This window comes from Nocardia sp. NPDC060255 (assembly GCF_042727395.1).
In the GTDB taxonomy this organism is placed as follows: domain Bacteria; phylum Actinomycetota; class Actinomycetes; order Mycobacteriales; family Mycobacteriaceae; genus Nocardia.
Genome location: NZ_JBHXAU010000004.1, coordinates 307,756 through 331,031, shown reverse-complemented (window position 1 = coordinate 331,031; position 23,276 = coordinate 307,756). Strand labels below are relative to the sequence as shown.

The following is a 23,276-nucleotide window of genomic DNA, read 5'->3' as shown; positions in this document are numbered from 1 at the left end:
GATCGATCACAGCTACCAACGGGCCACACCCGGTTTTTCTCACAAGTTGGCTGGTAAATCGCGCAAATCGCGCCCAAGCGGTTAGTGTTAGCTGCTATATAGCTAATGCTGACAAAGGAGTTGTCATGGCTGTCGACAGTCCGATCCGGCCGAACCTGACGATCTCCGGGAAACCGATGTCCACTCCCTTACGCGACGTAAGAGCCCTCTCCCGGCAAATGGTCGGCCACTTCGTCGAGAACGTCGTGCCGTGTGGCACGTTGCCCGGCGAGGCGATCTACGGCGACGTCACCACCATCACCCGCGTCTGTCTCGAGCTTGCCGCCAGCATGCTAGACGGGAAGAACATTCCGGCGAAGGTCGAGCAACTCGAAGAGGCCGCCGCCGGGTGGGCCCGCGAGGGCGTGCCGATCGAAGCGATCCACAACGCCATTCACGCCGGCTTCAAGATGGGCATGGACCTCGTCGTCTCGAACCTGACCGTCAAGGACTTCGAGAGCTTCGTCGACGCCTCCAAGATGAACGTCGAGATTCTGCACACGCTGACCTCTGCCATCTCCCGCGCCTACTTCCGGGAACTGCGCGCCGCGGTCAGCGAACACCACACCGCGGTGCACACCCTCACCTCCGCCCTGCTCGGCGGGCGGCCCACCTCGACGATGGCGCGCGAATGCGGCATCACCATCGCCGAGTCGTATGTCGTGCTGGCCGTGTCGATTCCGCGTCATCGCGACGAGCACAATCCGGCCCTCGACACCCAGGTCGTCGCGCGCCGCAAACTGCGCCGCACCCAGGCCGAACTGGCCGCCCGCTGCGGCGGCAACGCCTTGTCCCTGCTCAGCATCGATGGCGGAACCATCCTGCTGCCCGCCGACCAGCTCCGCGACGACGAACTCGACGCGCTGATCAAGGGACTCTCCGATGCCGCGCAGGTCGGCATCACCGCCACCCTGATGGAAGCCACCCCGGACCAGATCCCCGGCGCCGTCGATCAAGCCCACGAACTGCTCGACATGGTGCACCGCCTGGACTGCGTCACCGGCCTGTACCGCTTTGACGAACTCGCCCTCGAATACCAGCTCACCCGACCAGGACCCGGCCGCGAATACCTCGGCAGCGTGCTCACGCCCCTCGATGAACACGCCGAACTGCTGGAAACCCTGCAACTGCACATCAGCAACAACCTCAACCGCCAACGCACCGCGCACGCCCTGCACGTGCACACCAACACCGTCGACTACCGACTCAAGCGCATCGGCCAGCTGACCGGTTTCGACCCGTCCCAACCCTCCGGCCTCTGGTACCTCCGGTCCGCCCTGATCGCCCGCTCCTACCACCCCACCGACGGCGGTCGCCAAGTCGGTTGAGCGGCAGCGGTATTCGCGGTGCGGCGCGCGAGGCGCCGCACCACCGCGTTGTCAGGCTGCCACGGGCACCTGTTCTGGTTCTTCCACCGGCTCGGGCTCGGCTTCGGTCAACGGGGCCGACGGCTGATCGAAGATTTCCTGATCGAGGATGCCTTCGCGTTTCGCCACCAGGACCGGAACCACCATCTGCCCAGCGACATTCGTCGCGGTGCGGATCATGTCCAGGATCGGGTCGATGGCCAGCAGCAGACCGGCCCCGGCCAGTGGCAGGCCCAGCGTGGACAGCGTCAGGGTGAGCATCACGATCGCGCCGGTGAGACCGGCGGTCGCCGCGGAGCCGACCACGGAGACGAACGCGATCAACAGGTAGTCGCGAATGCCGAGGTGCGTTCCGGTGATCTGCGCGACGAAGATCGCGGCCAGCGCGGGATACACTGCCGCGCAACCGTCCATCTTGGTGGTCGCCCCGAACGGAACGGCGAACGACGCGTATTCTCTTGGCACACCGAGCCGTTCGGTGACCATCCGCTGCGTCAGCGGCATCGTGCCGATCGACGACCGGGACACGAACGCCAATTCGACTGCGGGCCAAGCCTTCGCGTAGAAGCGGATCGGGTTCACGCCGCCGACGGTGCGCAGCAGGATCGGGTAGACGACCACCAGCACGATGAGGCAGCCCACGTACACCGCGATCGTGAAGGTCGCCAATGGACGCAGCAGGTTCCAGCCGTAGCTGGCGATCGCCTTACCGATCAGCCCGGCGGTACCGATCGGCGCGAGCCGGATCACCCACCACAGCGCCTTCTGCACCAGCTCCAGCACCGATTCCGCCAGTGTCAGAAAGGGTTTCGCGCGCTCACCGAGTTTCAGCGCGGCCACGCCGAGCACCGCGCCGAGGAACACCAGCTGCAGCACATTGCCATTGGTGAAGGCGCCGACGACGTTGGTCGGGATGATGCCGGTGAGGAAGTCGGTCCAGCCGCCCTTCGAGTCGGGTGCCTTCGCACCGAGCAGGGTCAGTTCGACGCCGCGACCGGGGTTGGTGACCAGCCCGAGCACGATGCCGACCGCCACCGCGATCAGCGCGGTGCCGAGGAACCACAGCAGGGTGCGACCGGCCAGCCGGGCCGCATTGGTGACGTGCCGCAGTCCGGCGACGCTCACCAGTACCGCGGTGAACACCAGCGGCGGCACCGCGAGCTTCAGCAGCTGCACGAAAATGCCGCCGACCTGGGTCAATGTGCTGGTGAGCCAGGCGGATCCGGTGGCGCGGGCAATGAAGCCCGCCGCGATACCGACCGCGAGGCCGAGCAGGATCTGGACGCCGAACGACCAGCGCGCCGGATTCAGGACACGGCTGCGCGAACTGGGTGAAGACAAGGGAACCATCCAAGACAATCAGAGGATCTGGTGAGCTGAGCGCGCGTCAGCAACACAGCTGCGCGGCCAACCGGCCGAGATCCACATGCAGCCTGGCGACCAGGTGCACGACTGTCGCGAAAATGTTCATAACGCCCTAAACGGTAATTGATTCGTCCGACCAATTACTCATCGGTTCGGCTGCTCGCCGTATGGCCTGCGTCACAACCCCTTCCGATCAGCGCCGGTCGAGCGGTGCCCGCACTCCCCAGTCGCACCCACTTCCCCATCCGCCCGAGTCACGACTCCGCGCGTCCCGCAGCGGATCTGGGCTCTCGAAGCGCGCGTGTCAATCGCCGCGGAGTGGGCATTACGCGGGTGAGAGATGAGGAACATCATGAGCATATTTCGAAGTACGAACAGATATCGACGACGTGATCGGGTCGGCACCGTGCGTAGCGGCCGCGGCCGATCCAGGTGGGGACGCCGCGCCGACGACTACCGCCGACGCAGGTCCACCAGTTCCGGCGGATTGGAAGCGGCCGCACGATTCGGCTTCATCGCGCGCGGCATCGCCTACCTCACCATCGGCATCATCGGCTTCATGCTGGCCATCGGCACCGCGGAGCACGAACCGGACGGCGGCGGCGCGCTGGCCGCGATCGCGACCAAACCCCTCGGCTACCTCCTGCTGTGGATCCTGGTGTTCGGGTTCGCCGCTTTGGTCGTCTGGCGCGTCACCCAGGTCGTCAGCGCCCGCCGAACCGTGTCGGGCAGGCACCGCTTCTATGCCGTGATCTCCGGAATCGTCTATGCCCTGGCCTTTTTGGGCACCTTCCGCTATGTGGTGCACGGCCGGACACCGAAGCCGAGCGACGCCATCGCCCGCGACCTGACCGGCCGCATCCTGAGCTGGGACGGCGGCCAGATCGTCGTCCTCCTGATCGGCCTCGCCATTATCGCCTTCGGCATCTGGCAGACCATGCTCGGCCTCAGCCTCGCATTCGTCGACGACCTGCGCATGGGCTGGATGACCCACGGTTCCCGCGAGGCCGTGATCTGGCTCGGCCGCGTCGGCTACCTCGCCCGCGGCGCGATCGTGATCAGCATCGGCCTCGCGGCCGTCTTCGCCGGCCTGAACTACGACCCCGCCGAGGCCAAGGGCATCGACGCGGTCCTGCGTGACTTCGTCACCACACCGTTCGGCCCCTGGCTGCTCATCCTGATCTCCATCGGTCTCATGGCCTTCGGCGTGTTGTCCTTCCTCGAGGCCAAGCACCGCAGAACGTACGGCGGTGTCCCGGTCTAGATCCCGGCCGCCCCAAAGGAATTCGGCGACGACCCCGGCCATGGTGCCGGGGTCGTCGTCGCGTGCCCCGCCTTGTGGCTTCCCCAGTTGAGGGTTCGCGCACGTCACGCATTGGGGGGCAGCGGGTTTCGTTACGGGCGGGCGAGGACTCGTATCGTGGGCTCGCCCTCGGCGGAGCGACCCTGCGCCGGTGGGCTTGCTCGGCCCCTGAAACAACGTGTGAACAGCACATTAGTAGGAGGTACGAAGATGGCACGGCGACTTCGAATTCTGACCATGATGGCCGCGGCGGCACCGCTCGCGGTGGCTCTCGCTGTCCTTCCGGCGGCTCCAGCCCAGGCCGCCGACGGGGACCTGAGTTGCTCGGCGACGTTCAAGCTCACCCTCGATCCGCCGTTGCGGGCCGGGGGCGGCGCGAAGGTGTCGGTGAGCGGGGATCTCAGCAACTGCGCGTCGCGGAATGGTCAGCATGCCGACCTGCGCGCCGGCAAGTTGACGGGCACCGGGTCGGCGACGGCGACCGCGGGTGGGTTCAATCCGTGCGGATTGTTGGTTACCGCGAAAGGCAGCGGCACGATCGCCTGGGTGTCCGGCGGTGACAGCTCGTTCGGCTGGCGGATCGACCCCGATCCGTTCACCGGGTTGGCGTTCAGCGCCGACGTGACCGGCGGACAGTTGAAGGGTGACGCGATCACGGTGTCGGCGCGGGACGCGCAGCCCAATGCGGGTTGTCGCACCAACGGCCTGTCGACCCTGACTGTCACCGCACAGGTGACGTTCGCCTGATGACATAGCGAAGGCCAGGTCTGAAAAGCCAGACCTGGCCTTCTGTTTCGGAAACTCGGCCGGTGCACCCCGGTCGGCTACTGCCAGGCACCAGCCGCCACGGCGTCGCGCACGTAGTCGGCGAAGTCGATCGGCTCGCGGCCGAGCAGGCGGCCAGCCGTGTCGGTCACCTTGGCGTTGCGGCCGTCCAGCAGCGTCGCGAAGATGTCGATCATCCCGGCCACCTCCTCGGCGGGCATGCCGAACTCCCCGGCGAGCACCGCACCGAACTCCGCACCGCTGACCGGAATGTAGTGGACCTCGCGCCCGGTTCCCTTGGCGATCGCCTCGACCGCGTCGCCGAAGGTCAGCAGCCGGGGGCCGGTCAGTTCGTAGTTCTGGCCGGCGTGCCCGTCCTCGGTGAGTGCCAGCACCGCGACCGCCGCCAGGTCGGTGGCGTCGACGAAAGGCTCCAGTACCTGCCCTGCGGGGAAGGCGACGCCGCCGGCCAGCACCATAGCGGTGAAGACGCCCTCGTCGAAGTTCTGATTGAACCAAGCAGCTTGCAGCACAGTCCATTCGGCGCCGCTGTCGCGTACCGCCGCCTCGGCGGTGGCGGCCTGGTCCTCACCGCGAGCGGACAGCAGCACCAGTCGCGCAACGCCGTTCGCGACGGCCAGTTCACTGAACGCCCGAATCGTCTCCGCGGCAAGCGGATCCCCGATATCCGGGGTGTACATCACGAACGCCGCGTGTACGCCGTCGAGCACGGGCGCCCAGGTGCTCCGGTCCGCCCAGTCGAACGGACGCTCCGCCGAGCGGGAGCCGATTCGGACCGGGAATCCCTTGGCGGCCAACTGTTCTGCCACCCGTCGGCCCACCTTGCCGGTGCCCGCGGTGACGAGGATGGTGTGGTTTTTCGTTGTTGTCATGGTCTTAGTCAAGCCGTCGGCGGACCGGCGAACCATCGACGAAAAGCTCGGCTCCATACGTCAGCGTCTCAGACCTCGATGACCAGATGAAAGCGCTTCCGCAATACACCAACTAGGCATTCTGCACAGAATCTCTTACCCATTCCGCAAATCGACTCTTCATGATCGAAATTCCCCAGTTGATCTCCAGTGGAAACGGGGTACTCCACTGTGCTTCTCTGAGTATCGCAATGTCCCGGAGGAGGACGCGGACCTACACGGCACCTGCTTTGCTCGAAACATCCACGTGTCCGACACATTGGAGTTTATTTAATATGAGACGCTTTCCCTTGTTGCATACTGCCTCGGTACGAGCTGTTCCACTACTGGTCGTCGCGGCATTGGCCTCGAATATGGGCACGGCTTCCGCAGCGTCATTGACCGGAATCGGCGACCCTAACTTCCCGAATATCGGCAGCGCCGCATACGATGTTTCCAATTACAGCATCGATCTGAAATTCGATCCGTCCTCGGGACGACTGTCCGGCACCACCACGATCACCGCGAAAGCCAAGCAGGATCTCAAGGCCGGCACCGCGATCGGTTTCGACTTCCTCTTGCAGACGCAGTCGGTGCTGATCGACAACAAGCCCGCCAAATACACGCTGGGCAAGGACAAACTGGCGGTCAACGTCCCGGCGAACCTGACGACCGGCGCCGAGTTCACCACCGTCGTCGCCTACAACGACATCCCGTCCCGCGTGCAGAACGCGGCCGGCGCGCGCAACTGGATCGAAAACGCAGGCGGCGCAATCATTTCCAACGAGCCCTTCTCGGCCGAGTGGTGGTACCCGAGCAACGACCACCCCACCGACAAGGCGACCTATGCCGTGTCGGTGCTGGCGCCGGAGGATCGCGACGTCCTGTCCAACGGGGTCGAAACCAGTGTCACCCAAACGATTCCGGGCTGGAAGCGGCACAACTGGCTGAGCAAGTCGCCGCAGATGACCTACGCCACCTTCCTGGCGATCGGCAAATACGAGCGCAGCGGCCAGAGCGCAGGCACCCCGGCCAGGCCGAACCTGAACGCCTATGCGACGGACCTGGATCCGACCATCCGCGCCAACGCCAAGGCGAGCATCGAGCGGACCCCGGAGATCGTGGACTGGCTCGCCAGCACGCTCACGCCGTACCCGTACGAGGCCACCGGCGGGATCGTGGACGCCCGGATGGGCGGCTTCGCGCTGGAAACCCAGACCAGGCCCACCTACACCGACGGATTCTTCAGGCGCGGCAAGAATGACTCGGTCGTGGTGCACGAGAACGCGCACCAGTGGTTCGGCGACTCGACCTCCGTCGCCACCTGGAAGGACGGCTGGCTGAACGAAGGCTGGGCCAGCTACCTGGAATATCTCTGGTCGGAGAAGAACGACACCGGCTCCGCGGCGGACATCGCCGACTACGCCTACGCCACCTCCACCCGGATCAATTGGAATGTCGTGCTGACCGATCCGGGACCGGCCGACGTGCTGCCCGCCGAGTTGTACACCAGAGGCGCGCTGGCCATTCAGGCACTGCGCAGCGCAATCAACGATGACGACGTCTTCTTCCGGCTGGTCCGGGAATGGCTCACCAAACACCAGTACGGTAACGCCAAGGTCGCCGACTTCATCGACCTGGCCAACGCCGTCACCGGCCGCAGCACCAACGCGTTGTTCAAGACCTGGCTCACCGACAAGGGCAAGCCGTCCTACAAGCCGTCGGCCGCCACCTTCGACGCGAACGCGAAGCGGGCTCCCCGGTCGGCCACCCCGCCCCCGGCCAAGCCGAAGGTATATGACGACCTCTACGCAGTGGTCACCGCAAAGCAGTAACCATTAGTCAGAAGCCGGGCCCGTGCACACCACGGGCCCGGTTTCCTGTTCACCTGAGATAGGCGACCACCGCGAGATCCGCTTCACCCGATGACTTATCGTTGCCGGCCGGGCCCTGGATAACTGGGGTGCTGCTCTGATATGTTGTGCGGCAACGCATTCGACTAACAAGAATGAGCCACATGAGTGAGCAGCTAGCTGTCATGGGCCGTCTATGGCAGGAACACATGCGCGCGCCGTTCCCTGCGCGACTGCACAGCGTGCGGTCCGCGGGTGTCGAGATGGCGCTTCTGGACGCGGCCATCGCCGGTTGTGTGTCCGTCTGGCACGAGAACGGCGGGTCGCTCGATACCGAACGCATCGAGACACTGCGCAAGCGTCTTGCCGAGCTCGACCGGGTCCTGCCGCTGATCACCGAGGCGGAGGAACTCCGCTACCTCGAACGCCTGCGCCGACTGGCCGTGCTCGCCTCGGATACCGAGCATCCTGCGTGAATTCGGTTGCCCCTTCGTGTCGACATCCGGCGGGCCGGGACGGCGGTGATGGTCCGGTGATGGCGAGATTATGTCAGCGAAGCGTGTTCGGTCGGTGCGCGTGCCACCCTGGCAAGGTCGGTTGTCGAGTGGCGAAGGAAGACCCAGCGTTGTGACCACATCAGGCGAAGTTCAGCTCGAAGCGAAAGAGCAGTTCCGGGAGATCATGGCTCGGCTACGCACCATCGGCGACGAGTACCTGGCCGCCGAGGCCAAACGCGTTGCCGCCGAAGCCGAAATGATGCAGTTGACGAAGGAGCTCGACGCGGCCCTCGACGAAGCGGACCTGGAAGCCGGTGAGGACGTGCAGATGATGGCGGAGCTACAAGCCTTTACCGATGCCTTCAGCGCCGCCCGAGATCGGCAAACCGGCGAGCAGCACCACCCCGACTGGACGGTCGAGATCCGCACCTTCGCCGAGGCGTATCAGATGGCCGAAGCCAACGGCATACCGGTACAAGACATTTCATACCTCGGGTGGCACCCCGGCGCGCGTATCGGGGCGCACACCGCCGTCGCCCACTCGATCCTGCTGGCCTACAGCGACTCCGGCGGCGGCGCCATGCTCATCTTCGAGGAAGGACACCTGGATTCCTTCGCCTGCGGCGGGCTCGACAGCGACTTCCCCGACCGCCCCTTCGCCGTCAAGACGGTGATCGAGTCGGGACTGTGCGGCGTGCTCGCGCCGGAGGCCGTGAAACTGGAAGTGATCAGCGAGAACGGCACCGTCTTCGCGGCCGATGTCGTGGCACACACCTTCGCCGTGACCATCGATCTGCCGAGCGAACGCAGGCTCAACCAGCTGCGCCGAGCCTACGCAGCGCCCGACGAGGAGGTGCCGTTCGTGTTCGAGAGCGACGACCGCGGCGAGAACTACGAGACGCTGGATCGCTTCAGCGCCCGGGTATACGACCGCGACGACACCCTGCTGTACACGGGTCCCGTTCTCCCTGACCAATTCTGAGGTCTACCCGTTGGCAGATCCGGTCGGCGCGGCGAGCACCGTGTTGAGCAGCTGCCCGAGCAACTCCCCCGCGAGCCGAAGCTGAGTCTCGGCTACCGGGAGGAACTTCCGGGTGTACTCGTCGCCGATGGTGGCCGAATCCGGGTAGACGCCGGGAGTTTCGACGATCCGGCAGCTGTCCTGCGCCCACCGGACGGGATCGCTGTCCGGCTGCGCGGGCGGCAGGTCGGGCGCGGGCAGCGCGAGCAGTCGCCGCACCTCGTCGGCGTCGCTGGCGTGGCGGGTGTCGAGCATGCGGCTGTCCCACACCGAGTGCAGGTTGGTGTTGCGGCCCAGATACTGGACCTTGATCTCGTTCCCGCCGCGGTCGCGCGCGTACCCGGCGTGCATCGGCTGATTGATGTCGCCGACGAAGTGGACGATGAACTTCAGCGCCTGGCGGCGGTCGGCGTCCGCCCGGGACCGGTCGGCGAGAATCGCCGTCTGCCGCCGCAACGCTTCGATAACGTTCTGGCCGTCGTTACCGTTCACCGCCGGGTCGTACACGCACCCGTTCTCGGCGATATTGACGTAATGCCAGGGTGCCGAGATCTTCCCCAGGTCCGGGTCGTTGTTGCGGACCTGGTCGGCCCAGTTGGACACCCCGGCGAGCGTGGGGTCGGGTTCCCCCTGCAACAGCCGGGCCACCTCACCCCGCGCCGGAGCGCTCAGCCGCAGGTCGGCGATGGCACCGGTGGTGTTGTGGCCCTGCGGTCCCCACGCATTGGCGGTGGGTGGCACCGAAAGCACGATCGCGGCGAACGCACACACGCCCACCAGAGCAGCTCTACCTCGCATCAAGAACAAATCCCTTCCGAATAGCTTCGCGCACCCGCCCTGCTGCGCGCCATGGATCGAGTTATGTTTTCTCTCTTGCTGATTCAAGTATCGGTGACAAGTGGCATATGCCGAACAAACGCCGGGCTAAATCTTCGTGCGCGGTCAGGGGCTGACCCGAGACAGTCGGATGAGAGCGGCATCTGCACACTCAGGCGCAAGTTCGCTTGTTATGACGCCTACGGGGGATACCATCAGAACAGGCGCGGTGTGGTTCGTCACAGCTACGAACGCGACGCCGCCAGGATCTTCGAGAAGCGGAGTAGCGGTCATGGTCACGGAACCGGTCCGGATCAGGGATATCGATGCGCGGGTCGCGGAACGCGGCCCGACAGCGTTGCGCATCGCCGTCGGTGGTCAACTCCGCAAGCTGCGCGAGGCGAAACGCATCACGCCCGCGGCGGCGGGCGAGCACATCCGCGGCTCGCACGCCAAGATCAGCCGGCTCGAACTCGGCCGCACCGGATACAAGGACCGCGACATCCTGGATCTGCTCACCCTCTACGGCGTCACCGAGCCGGACCAGCGCGAAATGTTCCTCGACCTGGCCCGCAGGGCCAACCAGCCCGGTTGGTGGCATCGCTACAACGACCTGCTGCCACCCTGGTTCGAGACCTACCTCGGCCTCGAGGGTGCCGCGCAGACGATCAGAACATTTGAGGGTCAACTGGTTCCGGGGCTGCTGCAGACCGAGGACTACACCCACGCGGTCATCGAGGTCAGCCACCAGAACGCCGAGGCGACCCGGCGGGTAGAGCTGCGCACCAAGCGCCAGGAAATCCTCGACGTGCCCGACGGCCCCCGATTATGGGCCGTCATCGACGAGGCGGTGCTGCATCGCCCCATCGGCGGCCGGAAGGTACTGCGCGAGCAGATCGAGCATCTGATCGAGATGTCGCAGCGAACAGGCGTGACCATCCAGATGCTCCCCTACGATGCGGGCGGCCACGCGGCGGCAGGTAGCTCGTTCACCATGCTCCGCTTCGCCGAACGCGAACTGCCCGACATCGTCTACCTGGAACAACTGACCAGCGCGCTCTACCTGGACCGCAAGGAAGACCTCCAGCTCTACCGCGAGGTCATGGACAAGGTCGCGGTGCAGGCCGAGACGCCCGAACGGTCCCGCGACCTCTTGGCCGCCGCCGCCAAAGAACTGTAAACGCTTGACAGCCCTGGCGATCCGGTCACGACCGGATCGCCAGGGCTGTTCGCCGTTGATCAGCCGGCGACTCGATCGGCCCAATCCGACGGCAGCGCCCGGCTGGAGACGTCCGCGATCTCCGCCAACCGGTCCCGCCCAATTCCCAAGCGGCTCAATTGGATCAGCCCTTGCGCCACCACCACGATGTTCGCGCTGTGCGCCGACACCGCGGCCTCGTCGACCTTGTCGCCGCCGAGACGCACTGCGGGATATAGCCGTTCGGCCACGCCCTGTTCCATGGCGGCGGTCGCCCTGGTGCTGATGGCGACCACTTCGGGCATCCGGGCACCCAGTTGCGCGATGCTGTTGAGCATCAGGCAGCCGCGCCGATTCGGTTGTGCGGCACAGTCATCGATGATCGCCTGGAAGAGCGCGCGCACGGCGGCCCGCGCCGAGCCCGGCGCGGCGCCGATCACCTCGCGCACGAACCGCGCGCGACCCTCGCAATAGCGCTCGAATACGGCGAGGAACAACCCCTGCTTGTTGCCGTAGGCGGCGTAGACACTGCCGTTGCCGACACCGGTCGCCCGCGAGATGTCCTCGACCGACGTGTCGTCGAAACCCTGCGACCAGAACAGCTCGGTAGCGGCGTCGAGCAAGCCCGCTTCGTCGAACTGTCGTGGCCGTCCCATGGGCTCACCGTACCAATCGGTGTGCGACATCGCCCACACCGCTTGTTATGGAGGCGTCCCTCCATAACAATGGTTGACATGGACCCTAACTCCACCGAGCCGCCGCGCCGACGAATCGGCGTGCTGGTCTTCGACGGCGTCAAAATGCTCGACTTCGCCGGCCCCGCCGAGGTTTTCGTGGAGGCGAATCAGACCGTGCCCGGCTACGACGTGGTCCTGCTCTCGGCCGACGGCCGTGCCGTACAGACCTCGATCGGCGCCCGGATCGAGGTGGCCGCCGCGGCCGCCGACGCGGGCCGGTTCGACACCATCGTGATCCCGGGCAGCGAACTGCCACCCGCGACGTTCGTGACCCCCGCGCTGGTCGCCGCGGCCAGGCACCTGTCCTGGCACACCCGCAGGCTGGCCTCGATCTGCAGCGGCGCCTTCGTCCTGGCCGAACTCGGTCTCTTCGACGGCAGACGCGCGACCACCCACTGGAAGTACGCCGCCGACCTCGCGCGGCGGTACCCGGCGGTCGTGGTCGAGCCGGACGCGATCTTCGTGCGCGACGCGAACCTGTACAGCTCGGCGGGAGTCGCGGCGGGCGTCGATCTGGCGCTGGCCCTGGTCGAGGAGGACTACGGCGCCGACGCCGCCCGCCGGGTCGCGCAGTTGCTCGTGGTGTACATGCAGCGTGCGGGCGGGCAATCACAATTCTCGGCGTCGCTGAGCGGACCGGTCCCGCGCAGCCCGCTGGTGCGCAAGGTGGTCGACCTGATCTGCGCGGATCCGGCGTTCCCGCACACGGTTCAGACGTTGGCGACGCACGCCATGGTCAGCGTCCGGCATCTGACCCGGCTCTTCCGCGCCGAGCTCGAACGCTCCCCCGCCGAATACGTCGCCTTCATCCGCTTCGGCGTCGCCCGCGACCTGCTGCACGCGGGACACAGCGTCACCGAGGCCGCGATGACCGCCGGATACGGCAGCAGCGAGGCGCTGCGCCGCGCGTTCGTGGCCAGGCTCGGCATCTCACCGCGCAAGTACCAGCAGCGATTCCGTTCCACCGGATCGGCCGGCGCGTTCGAACCGATCGCGGCCGCCGTGTCCTGATCCGGGGCTTTTGCGGCCCGTGCGGAGGGGCGCCGGACGGGGTGCGCACCGGAAACTGAGTGCGGCACAACGCCATATCGAGAAAGGACCTGCATGTCTTCCGAGACAACCATTGTTCTCGTGCACGGCGCGTTCGCCGACGCGTCCAGCTGGGGCCCGGTCACCGAGCGGCTGCTCGCCGCGGGGCATCGGGTCGTCGCACCGCCGGTCTTCAACCGGAGCCTGGCCGAGGACGCGGCGTATATCAAGTCCTTCGTCGAGCAGATCGACGGACCGGTCCTGCTGGCCGGCCACTCCTACGGCGGCGCGGTCATCACCGTCGCCGGTGTGGCCGGCAATGTCGTCGGTCTGGTCTACGTCTCGGGCTATGTCCTCGCGGTCGGCGAGAGCCTCGGCCAATTGCAGGGCGGTTTCCCGGACTCCGAGCTGGCCGCCAACCTCGTCTACACACCGTATCCGGTCGCCGACGGCGAGCCGGGAACCGACGTTTCGGTCGATGTCGCCGCCTTCCCCGAGGTCTTCGCGGCCGGCCTGGACAAGACGCGGGCCCAGGTGCTGGCCGTCTCGCAGCGTCCGCTCTCGGCTATCGCGTTCGGCGAGGCGGCCACCGCCGCGGCCTGGCAAACCAAGCCGGGTTGGGGGATCGTTTCCAGTGCGGACCGCACCATCAATCCCGAGGTCGAACGGTTCGGCTACCAGCGGGCCGCGCTGCGGTCGGTCGTCGAGATCGACGCACCGCACCTGGTGATGCAGACCCATCCTGATGAGGTCGTCGCGGTGATCACCGCAGCACTCGCCGAGCTCGCTTGAACTTTCGAAAATAGAACCACCGCAGCATTTCTCCGCCCTACCGAAAGGAATGACGATGACCGGAAACCCGCACGGCGTCGCACTGGAGCCGGCCGCTCAGGAGTTCGTCGACGCGACCTCGACGCCCCCGTTCCTCTATCAGCTGGCACCGGAAGAGGGCCGCAAGGCGGTCGATTCGGTACAGGACACCCCGATCTACAAGCCCGAGATCGACGAAGAGTGGATCACCGTCGAAGGCGGGCCGACCGGGTCGGTGCGCGCCAGGATCGTCAAGCCGCAGAACGTCACCGAGCCGCTGCCGGTGATCGTCTACACCCACGGCGCCGGTTGGGTTTTCGGCGACGCGCACACCCATGACCGGCTGGTCCGTGACCTCGCCGTCGGCGCGCACGCGGCCGTGGTGTTCCCCGAGTACGATCGCTCGCCGGACGTGCACTACCCGGTGGCCAACGAGCAGTCCTACCGAGTCGCCCAGTGGGTCACCACCCAGGGCGCCGAGAAGAACCTCGACCCGTCGCGCATCGCGGTCGCGGGCGACTCGGTCGGCGGCAACATGGCCATCGCGCTCACCCTGATGGCCAAGGAACGCGGCGACGTCTCGTTCGTGCAGCAGGTGCTGTTCTATCCGGTGACCGATGCCAACTTCGACACCGAGTCCTACCACCGGTTCGCCGAGGGCTACTTCCTGGCTCGCGACGGGATGAAGTGGTTCTGGGATCAGTACACCACCAGCGAAGAAGATCGCGCGCAGATCACCGCGTCGCCGCTGCGCGCCAGCACCGAGCAGCTGTCCGGCCTGCCGCCCGCGCTGGTCATCACGGCCGAGAACGACGTATTGCGTGACGAGGGTGAGGCTTTCGCGGCGAAGCTGCGGACCGCGGGCGTGCGGGTCATCCAGGCGCGGTACGGCGGCATCATCCATGACTTCGTGATGGTCAACTCGATGCACGACACCAACGCCGCCAAAGCCGCTGTCGCCCAGGCCGTCGCGGTGCTACACGCCGCCCTCTACCCCGCGTAATTCCACGCCGCGAAAGGAACATTCGTGAGTACCGCCCCAACCATCGTGCTGGTGCACGGCGCGTTCGCCGACTCCTCCAGCTGGAACGGTGTCGTCGAAACACTACGCGCACAGGGCTATTCGGTCGTCGCCGCGGCAAACCCGCTGCGCGGCCTGGACAGCGATGCCGCATACATCGGCTCGGTCCTCGATGATGTCGCCGGCCCGTGCGTGCTGGTCGGTCATTCCTACGGCGGTAGCGTTATCACCGTCGCCGCGGCCGGGAAGCCGAACGTGCAGGCGCTGGTCTATATCGCCGCCTTCATCCCGGCCGAGGGCGAAAGCGCGCTGGAATTGACCGACAAGTTCCCCGGCTCCACCCTCGGGCCGACTACCCGTCCGGCGAACTACCCGCTCCCAGACGGCAATACGGGAACCGAGCTCTACATCCGGCAGGACGAGTTCCCCGCACAGTTCGCCGCAGACGTCCCCACCCCCGCTGCCGAACTGATGGCCGCCACCCAGCGGCCCGTTGCCCTCGACGCCTTGCAGCAACCGGCCAAGGCGGCGGCATGGCAGACCATCCCGGTCTTCGCGTTGCTCACCACCGAGGACAAGAACATTCCGATTGCGGCACAACGGTTCATGGCCGAGCGCGCGTCCGCGCACAGTGTCGAGGTCCCCGCCTCGCATGCGGTGAGCGTCGCCATGCCCGGCGTGGTCAGCGATCTGATCGTCTTGGCTGCCGAGAAGTAGACGCCGGAAATCCGGTCACGCCAACGGTTTCGGGCGTGACCGGATCTCGGGGTCGATCAGCCGATCGCGGCGTTGAGTGCGGCTTGGCCACCCACCACCGGGAACGTGACCTTGGTTTCGGCGAGGTTCACGCCGAAGCCGGGTCCTGGCTTGGGCCGCAGGGTGTACTCGTTGTCGCTGGACAACACCACCACGCCCAGTTTGTGTCCGCGCACCAGCACGTAGTCGTGCGGCATCATGCACACGTTGATCGCGTACTCTTTGCCCGGGGTGATCGGGCTGGTCTTGCTGAGCGAGTCACGGTTCTGCGGGTCCACCCAGCCCCTGGTGACGATCCGGGAGCTGCCGTCGGGCGAGCGATCCACCAGCAGCGCAGTCACATTCGCGGCCGGGCGCTGGAAGGTCGCCTTCAACGCCACGTCGACCGCACCACTGATGCGCAGCGTTGTGGTGGTGGGCTTGGAGAAGTACTCCAGCCGGTTCGGTGAGCTGGGTGCGGCGACGAGGTCGGCGGCCAGTTTGGTCGCGTCGTCGTCGAGGGATTCGGTGACCTTACCCGCTCCGCTCGTGGCCAGCCCGCCGATATTGCGGCCGCCGGGTTGGAACACTGCGGTCGCGCCAGCGGTGGCCGGGGCAGGCCAGTCCGCCTCGTCCACCCACGACTTGTCCTCGCGCTGGATGGTGGCCTTGGGCTCGCGATCGATGCCGTTGTTCTGGCCGAGCAGGTACTTGCTGAACCAGCGGTTCACCGTGCGCAGCCACTCGTCCTTGCGCAGGCTGATCGGGTCGGTGTGACCGGACTGGTGCAGCCAGATCTTGTGCGGCACACCGGCTTTCTTCAGCGCGTCGTACCACTGCGCGACATTCTTGGTCTTGACGTTGAAGTCGTTGAGACCGTGCACGGCCAGTACCGCGGCATGCACCTTGCTGACGTCGTTGACGTAGTTGCGCTCGTTCCAGAAGGCGGTGTAGTTACCGTCCACCCGGTCCTGATCCTGCTCCACCTTGTTGATCACCGGCGTGCAGATGTTCCGGTCGGCCCTGGTGTAGACGTACTTGGCCAGCACGTCGGTGTCCTCGCCCTGATAGGTGCCCGGCGCGACCACCGCGCCCCCGGCCCGGTAGTAGTCGTACCAGTTGCTGATCGCGGCGATCGGCACGATGGCTTCCAGTCCGGGCACGCCGGTGGAGGCGACGGCATTGGGCAGGGTTCCGTTGTAGGACACGCCCATCATGCCGACCTTGCCGCTGGCCCAGCTGGCGACGACGTTCTTGCCTTGCGCGTCACGGGCTTTGGCGCGCCCGTTCAGCCAATCGATCGGGGCCCGCGCGCCGATGGTCTCGTTGCGCCCGCCCGAGGTCGGGCAGCCGGTGGACGTGCCGGTGCCGAGCGACTCGCCGTACATCACCGCGAAGCCGCGAGCGAGGAAGTAGTCCTCGTACTGCCAAGTGATCTGGCCCTTGTCGAGGGTGATGCCGGCGGCCCGCAGATCCTCGGCCACCCGCGCACGCAGCTCGCCGGGTGCCGGAGCCATCCGTGCGTCGGCGCCGTTCGGCACGTAAAGCTCAACGTCCACACCATGATTGGTGACGTCGTTGCCGCCAGAGAAGTACGGACTCGCCTGGTACACCACCGGCAGCTTGCCGGTGGCCCCGGCCGGGCGCACGACCTGAACGTGCACCTCGTCGTCCTTACCGTCCGCGTCGCTGTCCACCGGCGCGCGCACCCAAAGGTCTTGGCGGACAGCCGCGGCCGCATTGAACGTCGGCTGGGCCTCGCCGCCGGCGATGCTCGGTCCGGTCTGCGGCTCGGCCATCGCGGGCGCACCGGAAAGCAGCAGCGCGGCGGCCACGCCCAGCAGCGCCAAGCGCGGTAGGCGCCGCAGCGTCACCAGGGTCCACCTGACTGCCCGGACCACTCGGGTTCGCGGCCCCCGCCGATCATGTCTGTGCTGATGCTGTCTGGCTGCCATTGTCTTCTCCTTGTCACCGCTCATCACGAGGCACTCCCGTGCGAGACTCGAAATACCTACTGGCTCAGGGAATTACCTCGGATGCCCGACCAGAACTGGCCGGGCATCCGGTGACGGGTCAGGACTGACGCGGCGGGCTCTTCCGCTCGATCGCGGCCTTCATCGCGTCCAGCCCGATCAGGTTGAACTCGCGACCCAGCGTCCGCATCAACGAGTTCTCGGTCGGCCGGTACACACCGCGCTTGCAGTAGACCGCGCCTTCGTAAGTGCCGACCACGCCGCCGTCCGGGGACTGTTTGCCCAGGTACTGGTACCACTTGGTGCGGTTCTGCTGCATCTGCGCGCTGGTGTAGGTCGACGCGTTGGCCTCGCTCGGCTCACGACCGGTGTAGCGGTCGTTCGGGTAGTCGTACTCGTCGGCGAGACCACCCACCGAGTGCCCGAGCTCGTGCAGCACGATCTGTCCGGCCTGGGCGTTCCCGCCGGACGACGTGGCGACCCCGCCGCCCGCGCCGCCGTACTTGGTGGTGTTGGCCAGCGCGATCACCTGGTCGGCCTCGGGCGCCAGCCGCGCGTACTGCAGCGCCTTGGTTTCGTTGACGCACAGCAGCCGCTCGGTGCCGCCGCACCAGAAAGTCATGTCCAGCGCGGTATTCCGATACGTGCCACGCGGATCGTTGTCCACCCCGGACTGCTGGGAGACCACGTTGACCGCCCAGACATTGAACGAATTCTTATATGTCTTGAACGGCTCGACCTGGGTGATCTCGTTCCACCGATTGATCGCATGCTGCTTGTAGGTGCCCAATTGACTGGCGGTGTATCCGTCACCGACGAACACGAGATCGAACCGCTGACTCGACGGTCCGGTTTGCTGGATCGTCACGACGTCGGCCTGCACCGCCGAGCGCGGTGCCGGGCTTTTGTCGGGGACGGGCGCGATAACGCGGCTGATGGTGCCGTCCGGCGAAAATACTTCCCGCTCCTCGGTCGGGCCCGCCGAGCCGACCGCGACCGACATTCCGGCAATAATGAACGCGCCGAGCATGATTGCGAACATGTGTCGTAACAAGGGCATGGCAAGGCTCCTCGAGTGGTTCGCGAATTCGACGCGGACGGCGCGTGCCGCGCTTCACGTCCGTCGAATTCCTAACCAAGGAACCACATTTGGGCGGCCATCTCGACTGAGGAGTAACTGGGGAACGAATGCAGCCCCCAGGAGGCTGTCGACTACCGCCGCGCACCTCTCGGCACGCTGCGCATGGAATTGCTGGCAATTCCATGCGCGGCTGCCCAATTCACGCGCGGCGAAGCCTGCGGGTCGCTACCACGGGACGGTTTCGCCGTGCCGATCCAGGAACTGCAGGCCGGGAGCGCCTGCCTGTGCTTCGAGGACGTCGACGACGGCTGGGATGCTTTCCTTGGGGCTTAGTGGCGCGTCGGGTCCGCCGAGCTCGGTCTGGTTGTGGCCGGGGTCGATGAGCAGCTTGGTCTGCCCGTCGCCGGCGTAGCGGGTGGCGTAGCTGCGCATCAGCTGGTTGAGCGCGGCCTTGCTCGCCTTGTACAGCTCGTAGCCGCCCTCGGTGTTCCGCGAGATGCTGCCCTGCTCGGAGGACATGATCGCGACGGTGCCACCGGGCGCGACCAGTCCGCGCAGCGCCTCCAGCGCACGCAGCGGGCTCAGCGCGTTGGTGATCATCACCTCGGTGAACATGCCGGTCGGGACCTCGCCGATCGGCAGGTCGCCGCGATCGATCGCGGCGTTGACGAAGAGCAGATCGAGTCGGATGCCGTCGAGGCGCTCCCGCAGCGCGGCCAGCTGTTCGGCGCTGGTCATTTCCAGTGATTCGACCGTCAGCCGCCCGTTCGAGGCCTCGGCAGCCGCTTGCAGTTCGCCGCCTGGCCGACGGGTTGTCGCGATGACCTGCCAGTCGCGGCGGACGAGCTCGTCGGCGAGCACGAGCCCCAACCCGCGCGAGGCGCCGATGACGAGGGCTCGGCGATTGGTCGCTTCAGGCACATTTACTCCTTGGTAGTGCGAAGACATAATCTAGACTAGACGTAGCGTCTAGAGTCAATCACACGATCCGCCGATAGGTAAGGTGTCCCGCATGCCCGCCACGAGCTCTCAGCCACAGCGGCCGCGCTCCGGCCCACGGCGCGACGAGGCCGCCCGGCTCGCCGTGCTGCACGCCGCCGACGATCTGCTCGTCGAGCACGGCTTCGGCGGGCTGACCGTCGAGGCCATCGCCCGCCGCGCCGGCGTCGCCAAGCAGACGATCTACCGCTGGTGGCCGTCGAAGGTCGAGATCCTGCTCGACACGCTCATCGAGGACACCGGCAAGCGCCTCCCCTTCCCCACCGGTGCGCCCACTGCGGCGAGCATCAGCGGCTACCTGCGCGCCTTCGTGCGTTTTCTCACCCGCGACCCGGCGGGCAAGGTCCTGCTCGCGCTGATCGCCGAGGCACAGCACAATCCGGCAACGGCCACCAGCCTGCACGAGCGATATCTCGATCCGCGCCGCGACCAAGAACGCGACATGCTCACCCGCGCAATCGAATCCGGCGAGATATCGCCCAGGCTCGGCGCGGACGAAGCGATCGACGCGCTCATCGGCCCGCTCGTCTATCGCGCGCTGACAGGGTCGACGATCCCCCGCGATCTGGTGGACACTCTGGTCCAGGACCTACTCAGGCCCCGCTCTTGAATGTCCGCACGACGGGTTCCGGCCTGCGCCGAACTCCGTTCAGGCAGTATGAACAACCGAGACGAGGAGGTCCGCATGACATACGTCCCCGAACCGACCAGGTACGACGGCGCGATGAGCTATCGCCGCTCGGGCCGGTCCGGTCTCGATCTGCCACTGCTCTCGCTCGGCTTCTGGCACAATTTCGGCGACGATCGCCCGTATCTCGTCCAGCGCGAAATCGCCCTGCGCGCTTTCGATCTCGGCATCAGCCATTTCGATCTGGCCAACAACTACGGCCCGCCGTACGGGTCGGCGGAGATCAACGCCGGACGTATTCTGCGCGAGGAGCTCGCGCCGTATCGCGACGAACTCGTCATCTCCACCAAGGCGGGCTGGGACATGTGGCCCGGACCGTACGGGCAGGGCGGCGGGTCGCGCAAGTACGTGCTCGCGTCCCTCGATCAGTCGCTGACCCGGCTCGGGCTCGACTACGTCGACATCTTCTACTCGCATCGGTTCGATCCGACGACGCCGCTGGAGGAGACCGCCGCAGCACTGAATACCGCTGTCCGCCAAGGCAAAGCGCTGTACGTGGGGATTTCCTCGTACACCGCAGCGGATTCCGTCACCATGGCGAAGCTGCTGCGCGAGCTCGGCACGCCGCTCCTCATCCACCAGCCGTCGTACTCGATGCTCAACCGCTGGATCGAGACCGAGGGCCTGCTCGACGCCGCCACCGAGGAAGGGTTCGGCGTCATCGGGTTCACCGCGCTCGCGCAGGGCCTGCTCACCTCGAAGTACATCGACGGTATTCCGCCGGAATCGCGTGCCGCGCAAGACAAGTCGTTCCAGAAGGAATTGCTCACCCCCGAGATGATCGAGCGGTTGCGCAAGCTCAACGCGATCGCGGACAAGCGCGGCCAGACCCTCGCTCAACTCGCCCTCGCCTGGGCGCTGCGCGACGAGCGGGTGACCTCGCTGGTGATCGGCGCGTCCACCACCGAGCAGCTCGAACAGAACGTCGCGGCGTTGGGCACGCTCGACTTCAGCACCGACGAGCTCGCCGAGATCGACCGTCTGCTCGATGACGACGGTGAGGTCGATCTGTGGCGGTCGGCGCGCCAAGGCACGCTCTGACGGCTCAAATCGTCGGATTGACCACGTCGAGGCCGAGGGCGAACTTGCCCGCGTGCTCGTGCTGGGTGTCGCGCAGATAGAGGTGCTGGGTGAGCACGTTGATGTCGCGCCAGATCCGCTGGATCGGGCTCGTCTCATACATCGCGCTCGCCCCGGCGATCCGGAAGAGGTCGTCGACCGCGTCCCGGCAGGTCTCGGCCGCCCACACCACCTGCTGATGCAGCTCACACCGGTCAGCGACCGACAGCTGGCTCATGTCCGCGCCGCGCAACCGCCGGTCGACATACGTGTCGAACACCGCGCGGGTCGACTCGCGCGCGCCGCGGATCGCGGCCTGTGCTCGACCGACGATGCGCTGGATGACCGGATCTTCCGATGCCGGTTGGAATTTCGGCGGACCGACCCGATTCGGCAGCACGGCCCGGACCTCGTCGAGGGCATGTTCGGCCATGCCGATCGCGACACCGGCGAACCCGGGCGCCAGCAGGCTGAACAGCGGGAGCCGATACTTCGCGTCCTCGAGGTGACTCGGCGCGAAGAACGAAAAGCTGTGGCGCGCGGGTACGAACACGTCATCGAGGGTGAAACTCATTGAGCCCGTGCCCCGTAGGCCCGCGACGTGCCAGTCATCGATGATGTTCACCTGTTCGGTGGGCACGACGACCGAGATGAGTTCGGGCAACCCATCGGCGCCAGGCTTCGGCGCGCCGTCTTCGTCGAGCAGGACGGTGTTCGCCATGACCCAGCCCGCATAGCCGATGCCGCTGGCGAACGGCCACCGTCCCGTCACGCGTAACCCACCCTCGGCGGGCCGACTGCGCCCGTTCGGGCCGAAGACGAGGGACATGGGTCCGATCCCGTCGGCCAAGACCTCGGCGAGTCCGTCGGCAGGCAGTTCGGCCGCCAGGATGGCGGGCGTGGTCGCGCAGATGAACAGGCTCCACGCCGTGCTCGTGTCCGCGTAGGCGAGCGCCCGCACGATCTCGAACGCCTCGTCGAGACCGATCAGGCCGCTGCCGCCGGCGCAGGCCGGAGTGAACACACCCCACAGACCGGCGGCCGCGATGGCGTCGACCACCTCGGGCGGGAGGTTGCGGGCATCCTCGGCTTGTTTGCTGTACTGGCGGGCGATGGGTGCGAGCTCGGTGACCGCGCCGAGCGCATCATCCAGCGACTTGATGGCGGGTGAAATATGTTGTGGCACAGACGCCCCTCCTCATCGCACGCCCCATCGCGCCGGGCGGATCGCAGGTAGATCCTGCGCCCTCGACTGCCGAACGCGAAAGTGCTGTTTTCGCTCAGCGGACCGAGGATTCTGAATGCGTGAAGATTTACGCGGATCGGGCCACCGTCGCCGCCCGCCAATTGATCACGGATCTGATCGTAGTGGCGTGGGTCTACGCCTCCATCGTGGCCGCGCTATGGCTGCACGATCTAATACAGAAACTGGCCGTTCCCGGGCAGAAACTGGCGGGCGCGGGCACCGGGATGGCCGACAGTCTCGGCGATGTCGGCCGCAAGGTCGGCCGCGTGCCCGTGGTGGGTGACGATCTGACCTCTCCGTTCGACCGGGCCGCCGGAGCCGCCCGGTCGATGGCCGATGCCGGGCACGACCAACAGGCGATCGTCAACGATCTGGCGATGACCCTCGCGATCGGAATGCTCATCGTCCCACTGGGATTGGTGCTGTTCGTCTGGTTGCCGCTGCGGGTGCGGTGGATGCGCCGGGCCGCGGCCGCGATGCGGCTGCGTGCCGTCCCGGGCGGTCGAGAACTGCTCGCCCTACGCGCACTCACCAACCAACCGCTGCGCAAGCTGGACCGGATAGACGCCGACGTGGTCGACGCCTGGCGGCGCGGCGACGACGACACGGTGCGCGAATTGGCCGCCCTGGAATTGCGTGGTCTCGGCCTGCGCGGGAGCTGACAATTCCCGCCGAAGCGGGGACAACACATTCGGCAGAACCGCGCAAAACCGGAAAACCACGCACCTTTTCAAACAGGAAAGTAATTCTGTTCACAAACAAG

At 66.4% G+C, this 23,276-nt stretch carries 22 protein-coding genes; 14 read left to right on the top strand and 8 right to left on the bottom strand.

The window, feature by feature from the left end:
* Positions 1 to 125: 125 nt before the first annotated feature.
* Positions 126 to 1,367 carry a PucR family transcriptional regulator gene (locus ACFWF1_RS11620; RefSeq protein ID WP_379281725.1) on the top strand — a complete coding sequence of 414 codons (1,242 nt, stop codon included), beginning with the start codon at positions 126 to 128 and terminating at the stop codon, positions 1,365 to 1,367.
* Positions 1,368 to 1,418: 51 nt separating this feature from the next.
* Here ACFWF1_RS11620 and ACFWF1_RS11615 read toward each other — a convergent pair whose 3' ends face one another.
* Positions 1,419 to 2,747, bottom strand: coding sequence for a dicarboxylate/amino acid:cation symporter (locus ACFWF1_RS11615; protein ID WP_379281724.1), 1,329 nt, complete (start codon positions 2,745 to 2,747; stop codon positions 1,419 to 1,421).
* 376 nt (positions 2,748 to 3,123) lie between these two features.
* On the opposite strand from ACFWF1_RS11615, the gene ACFWF1_RS11610 reads away from it, so the two are divergent.
* Positions 3,124 to 4,035: a DUF1206 domain-containing protein gene (locus ACFWF1_RS11610; RefSeq protein ID WP_379281723.1), complete on the top strand. Its 912-nt coding sequence runs from the start codon at positions 3,124 to 3,126 to the stop codon at positions 4,033 to 4,035.
* Between the two features lie 249 nt (positions 4,036 to 4,284).
* Positions 4,285 to 4,821 (top strand): hypothetical protein, encoded by a 537-nt coding sequence (locus tag ACFWF1_RS11605; RefSeq protein ID WP_379281722.1) that lies wholly within the window; start codon positions 4,285 to 4,287, stop codon positions 4,819 to 4,821.
* Positions 4,822 to 4,898: 77 nt separating this feature from the next.
* Here ACFWF1_RS11605 and ACFWF1_RS11600 read toward each other — a convergent pair whose 3' ends face one another.
* Positions 4,899 to 5,732: an NAD(P)H-binding protein gene (locus tag ACFWF1_RS11600; protein WP_379281721.1), complete on the bottom strand. Its 834-nt coding sequence runs from the start codon at positions 5,730 to 5,732 to the stop codon at positions 4,899 to 4,901.
* Positions 5,733 to 6,046: 314 nt separating this feature from the next.
* Here ACFWF1_RS11600 and ACFWF1_RS11595 point away from each other — a divergent pair, with 314 nt between their 5' ends.
* The 3 genes from ACFWF1_RS11595 (at position 6,047) to ACFWF1_RS11585 (ending at position 9,082) form a co-directional block, all read left to right on the top strand.
* Positions 6,047 to 7,585, top strand: a complete 1,539-nt coding sequence (locus tag ACFWF1_RS11595) for a M1 family metallopeptidase (protein ID WP_379281720.1) — start codon at positions 6,047 to 6,049, stop codon at positions 7,583 to 7,585.
* Between the two features lie 182 nt (positions 7,586 to 7,767).
* Complete coding sequence (locus ACFWF1_RS11590) at positions 7,768 to 8,079, top strand: hypothetical protein (RefSeq protein WP_379281719.1); 312 nt, start codon at positions 7,768 to 7,770, stop codon at positions 8,077 to 8,079.
* Between the two features lie 151 nt (positions 8,080 to 8,230).
* The gene (locus tag ACFWF1_RS11585) at positions 8,231 to 9,082 is read left to right on the top strand and encodes a hypothetical protein (RefSeq protein WP_379281718.1); all 852 of its coding nucleotides are present in this window, start codon (positions 8,231 to 8,233) and stop codon (positions 9,080 to 9,082) included.
* A 3-nt stretch (positions 9,083 to 9,085) separates the two neighbouring features.
* Here ACFWF1_RS11585 and ACFWF1_RS11580 read toward each other — a convergent pair whose 3' ends face one another.
* Positions 9,086 to 9,919 (bottom strand): S1/P1 nuclease, encoded by an 834-nt coding sequence (locus ACFWF1_RS11580; protein ID WP_379281717.1) that lies wholly within the window; start codon positions 9,917 to 9,919, stop codon positions 9,086 to 9,088.
* A gap of 310 nt (positions 9,920 to 10,229) precedes the next feature.
* Between ACFWF1_RS11580 and ACFWF1_RS11575 the strand changes: the two genes are divergently transcribed.
* On the top strand, positions 10,230 to 11,117 hold the full coding sequence (locus tag ACFWF1_RS11575; RefSeq protein WP_379281716.1) for a helix-turn-helix domain-containing protein: 888 nt from the start codon (positions 10,230 to 10,232) through the stop codon (positions 11,115 to 11,117).
* Positions 11,118 to 11,176: 59 nt separating this feature from the next.
* Here the strand turns inward: ACFWF1_RS11575 and ACFWF1_RS11570 are convergent, their stop codons facing one another.
* Positions 11,177 to 11,791 (bottom strand): TetR/AcrR family transcriptional regulator, encoded by a 615-nt coding sequence (locus tag ACFWF1_RS11570; protein WP_379281715.1) that lies wholly within the window; start codon positions 11,789 to 11,791, stop codon positions 11,177 to 11,179.
* Between the two features lie 78 nt (positions 11,792 to 11,869).
* Here ACFWF1_RS11570 and ACFWF1_RS11565 point away from each other — a divergent pair, with 78 nt between their 5' ends.
* From ACFWF1_RS11565 to ACFWF1_RS11550, 4 genes are all read left to right on the top strand, one after another.
* Positions 11,870 to 12,883: a GlxA family transcriptional regulator gene (locus tag ACFWF1_RS11565; RefSeq protein ID WP_379281714.1), complete on the top strand. Its 1,014-nt coding sequence runs from the start codon at positions 11,870 to 11,872 to the stop codon at positions 12,881 to 12,883.
* A gap of 93 nt (positions 12,884 to 12,976) precedes the next feature.
* A complete protein-coding gene (locus tag ACFWF1_RS11560) occupies positions 12,977 to 13,693 on the top strand; it encodes an alpha/beta fold hydrolase (protein ID WP_379281713.1) in 717 nt (238 codons plus the stop codon).
* 55 nt (positions 13,694 to 13,748) lie between these two features.
* A complete protein-coding gene (locus ACFWF1_RS11555) occupies positions 13,749 to 14,714 on the top strand; it encodes an alpha/beta hydrolase (RefSeq protein WP_379281712.1) in 966 nt (321 codons plus the stop codon).
* 24 nt (positions 14,715 to 14,738) lie between these two features.
* Positions 14,739 to 15,449: an alpha/beta fold hydrolase gene (locus ACFWF1_RS11550; protein WP_379281711.1), complete on the top strand. Its 711-nt coding sequence runs from the start codon at positions 14,739 to 14,741 to the stop codon at positions 15,447 to 15,449.
* A 56-nt stretch (positions 15,450 to 15,505) separates the two neighbouring features.
* Here the strand turns inward: ACFWF1_RS11550 and ACFWF1_RS11545 are convergent, their stop codons facing one another.
* From ACFWF1_RS11545 to ACFWF1_RS11535, 3 genes are all read right to left on the bottom strand, one after another.
* Positions 15,506 to 17,341, bottom strand: coding sequence for a Xaa-Pro dipeptidyl-peptidase (locus ACFWF1_RS11545; protein ID WP_379281710.1), 1,836 nt, complete (start codon positions 17,339 to 17,341; stop codon positions 15,506 to 15,508).
* Between the two features lie 199 nt (positions 17,342 to 17,540).
* Positions 17,541 to 18,500: a M64 family metallopeptidase gene (locus ACFWF1_RS11540; RefSeq protein ID WP_379281709.1), complete on the bottom strand. Its 960-nt coding sequence runs from the start codon at positions 18,498 to 18,500 to the stop codon at positions 17,541 to 17,543.
* Between the two features lie 246 nt (positions 18,501 to 18,746).
* Positions 18,747 to 19,442 carry an SDR family NAD(P)-dependent oxidoreductase gene (locus ACFWF1_RS11535; RefSeq protein ID WP_379281708.1) on the bottom strand — a complete coding sequence of 232 codons (696 nt, stop codon included), beginning with the start codon at positions 19,440 to 19,442 and terminating at the stop codon, positions 18,747 to 18,749.
* A 91-nt stretch (positions 19,443 to 19,533) separates the two neighbouring features.
* On the opposite strand from ACFWF1_RS11535, the gene ACFWF1_RS11530 reads away from it, so the two are divergent.
* Together ACFWF1_RS11530 and mgrA are read left to right on the top strand one after the other, a co-directional pair.
* Positions 19,534 to 20,130: a TetR/AcrR family transcriptional regulator gene (locus ACFWF1_RS11530; RefSeq protein WP_379281707.1), complete on the top strand. Its 597-nt coding sequence runs from the start codon at positions 19,534 to 19,536 to the stop codon at positions 20,128 to 20,130.
* A gap of 75 nt (positions 20,131 to 20,205) precedes the next feature.
* On the top strand, positions 20,206 to 21,249 hold the full coding sequence (gene mgrA, locus ACFWF1_RS11525; RefSeq protein WP_379281706.1) for an L-glyceraldehyde 3-phosphate reductase: 1,044 nt from the start codon (positions 20,206 to 20,208) through the stop codon (positions 21,247 to 21,249).
* Between the two features lie 4 nt (positions 21,250 to 21,253).
* Here the strand turns inward: mgrA and ACFWF1_RS11520 are convergent, their stop codons facing one another.
* Complete coding sequence (locus ACFWF1_RS11520) at positions 21,254 to 22,453, bottom strand: acyl-CoA dehydrogenase family protein (protein ID WP_379281705.1); 1,200 nt, start codon at positions 22,451 to 22,453, stop codon at positions 21,254 to 21,256.
* Between the two features lie 119 nt (positions 22,454 to 22,572).
* On the opposite strand from ACFWF1_RS11520, the gene ACFWF1_RS11515 reads away from it, so the two are divergent.
* Complete coding sequence (locus tag ACFWF1_RS11515) at positions 22,573 to 23,175, top strand: hypothetical protein (protein WP_379281704.1); 603 nt, start codon at positions 22,573 to 22,575, stop codon at positions 23,173 to 23,175.
* Positions 23,176 to 23,276: the final 101 nt, after the last annotated feature.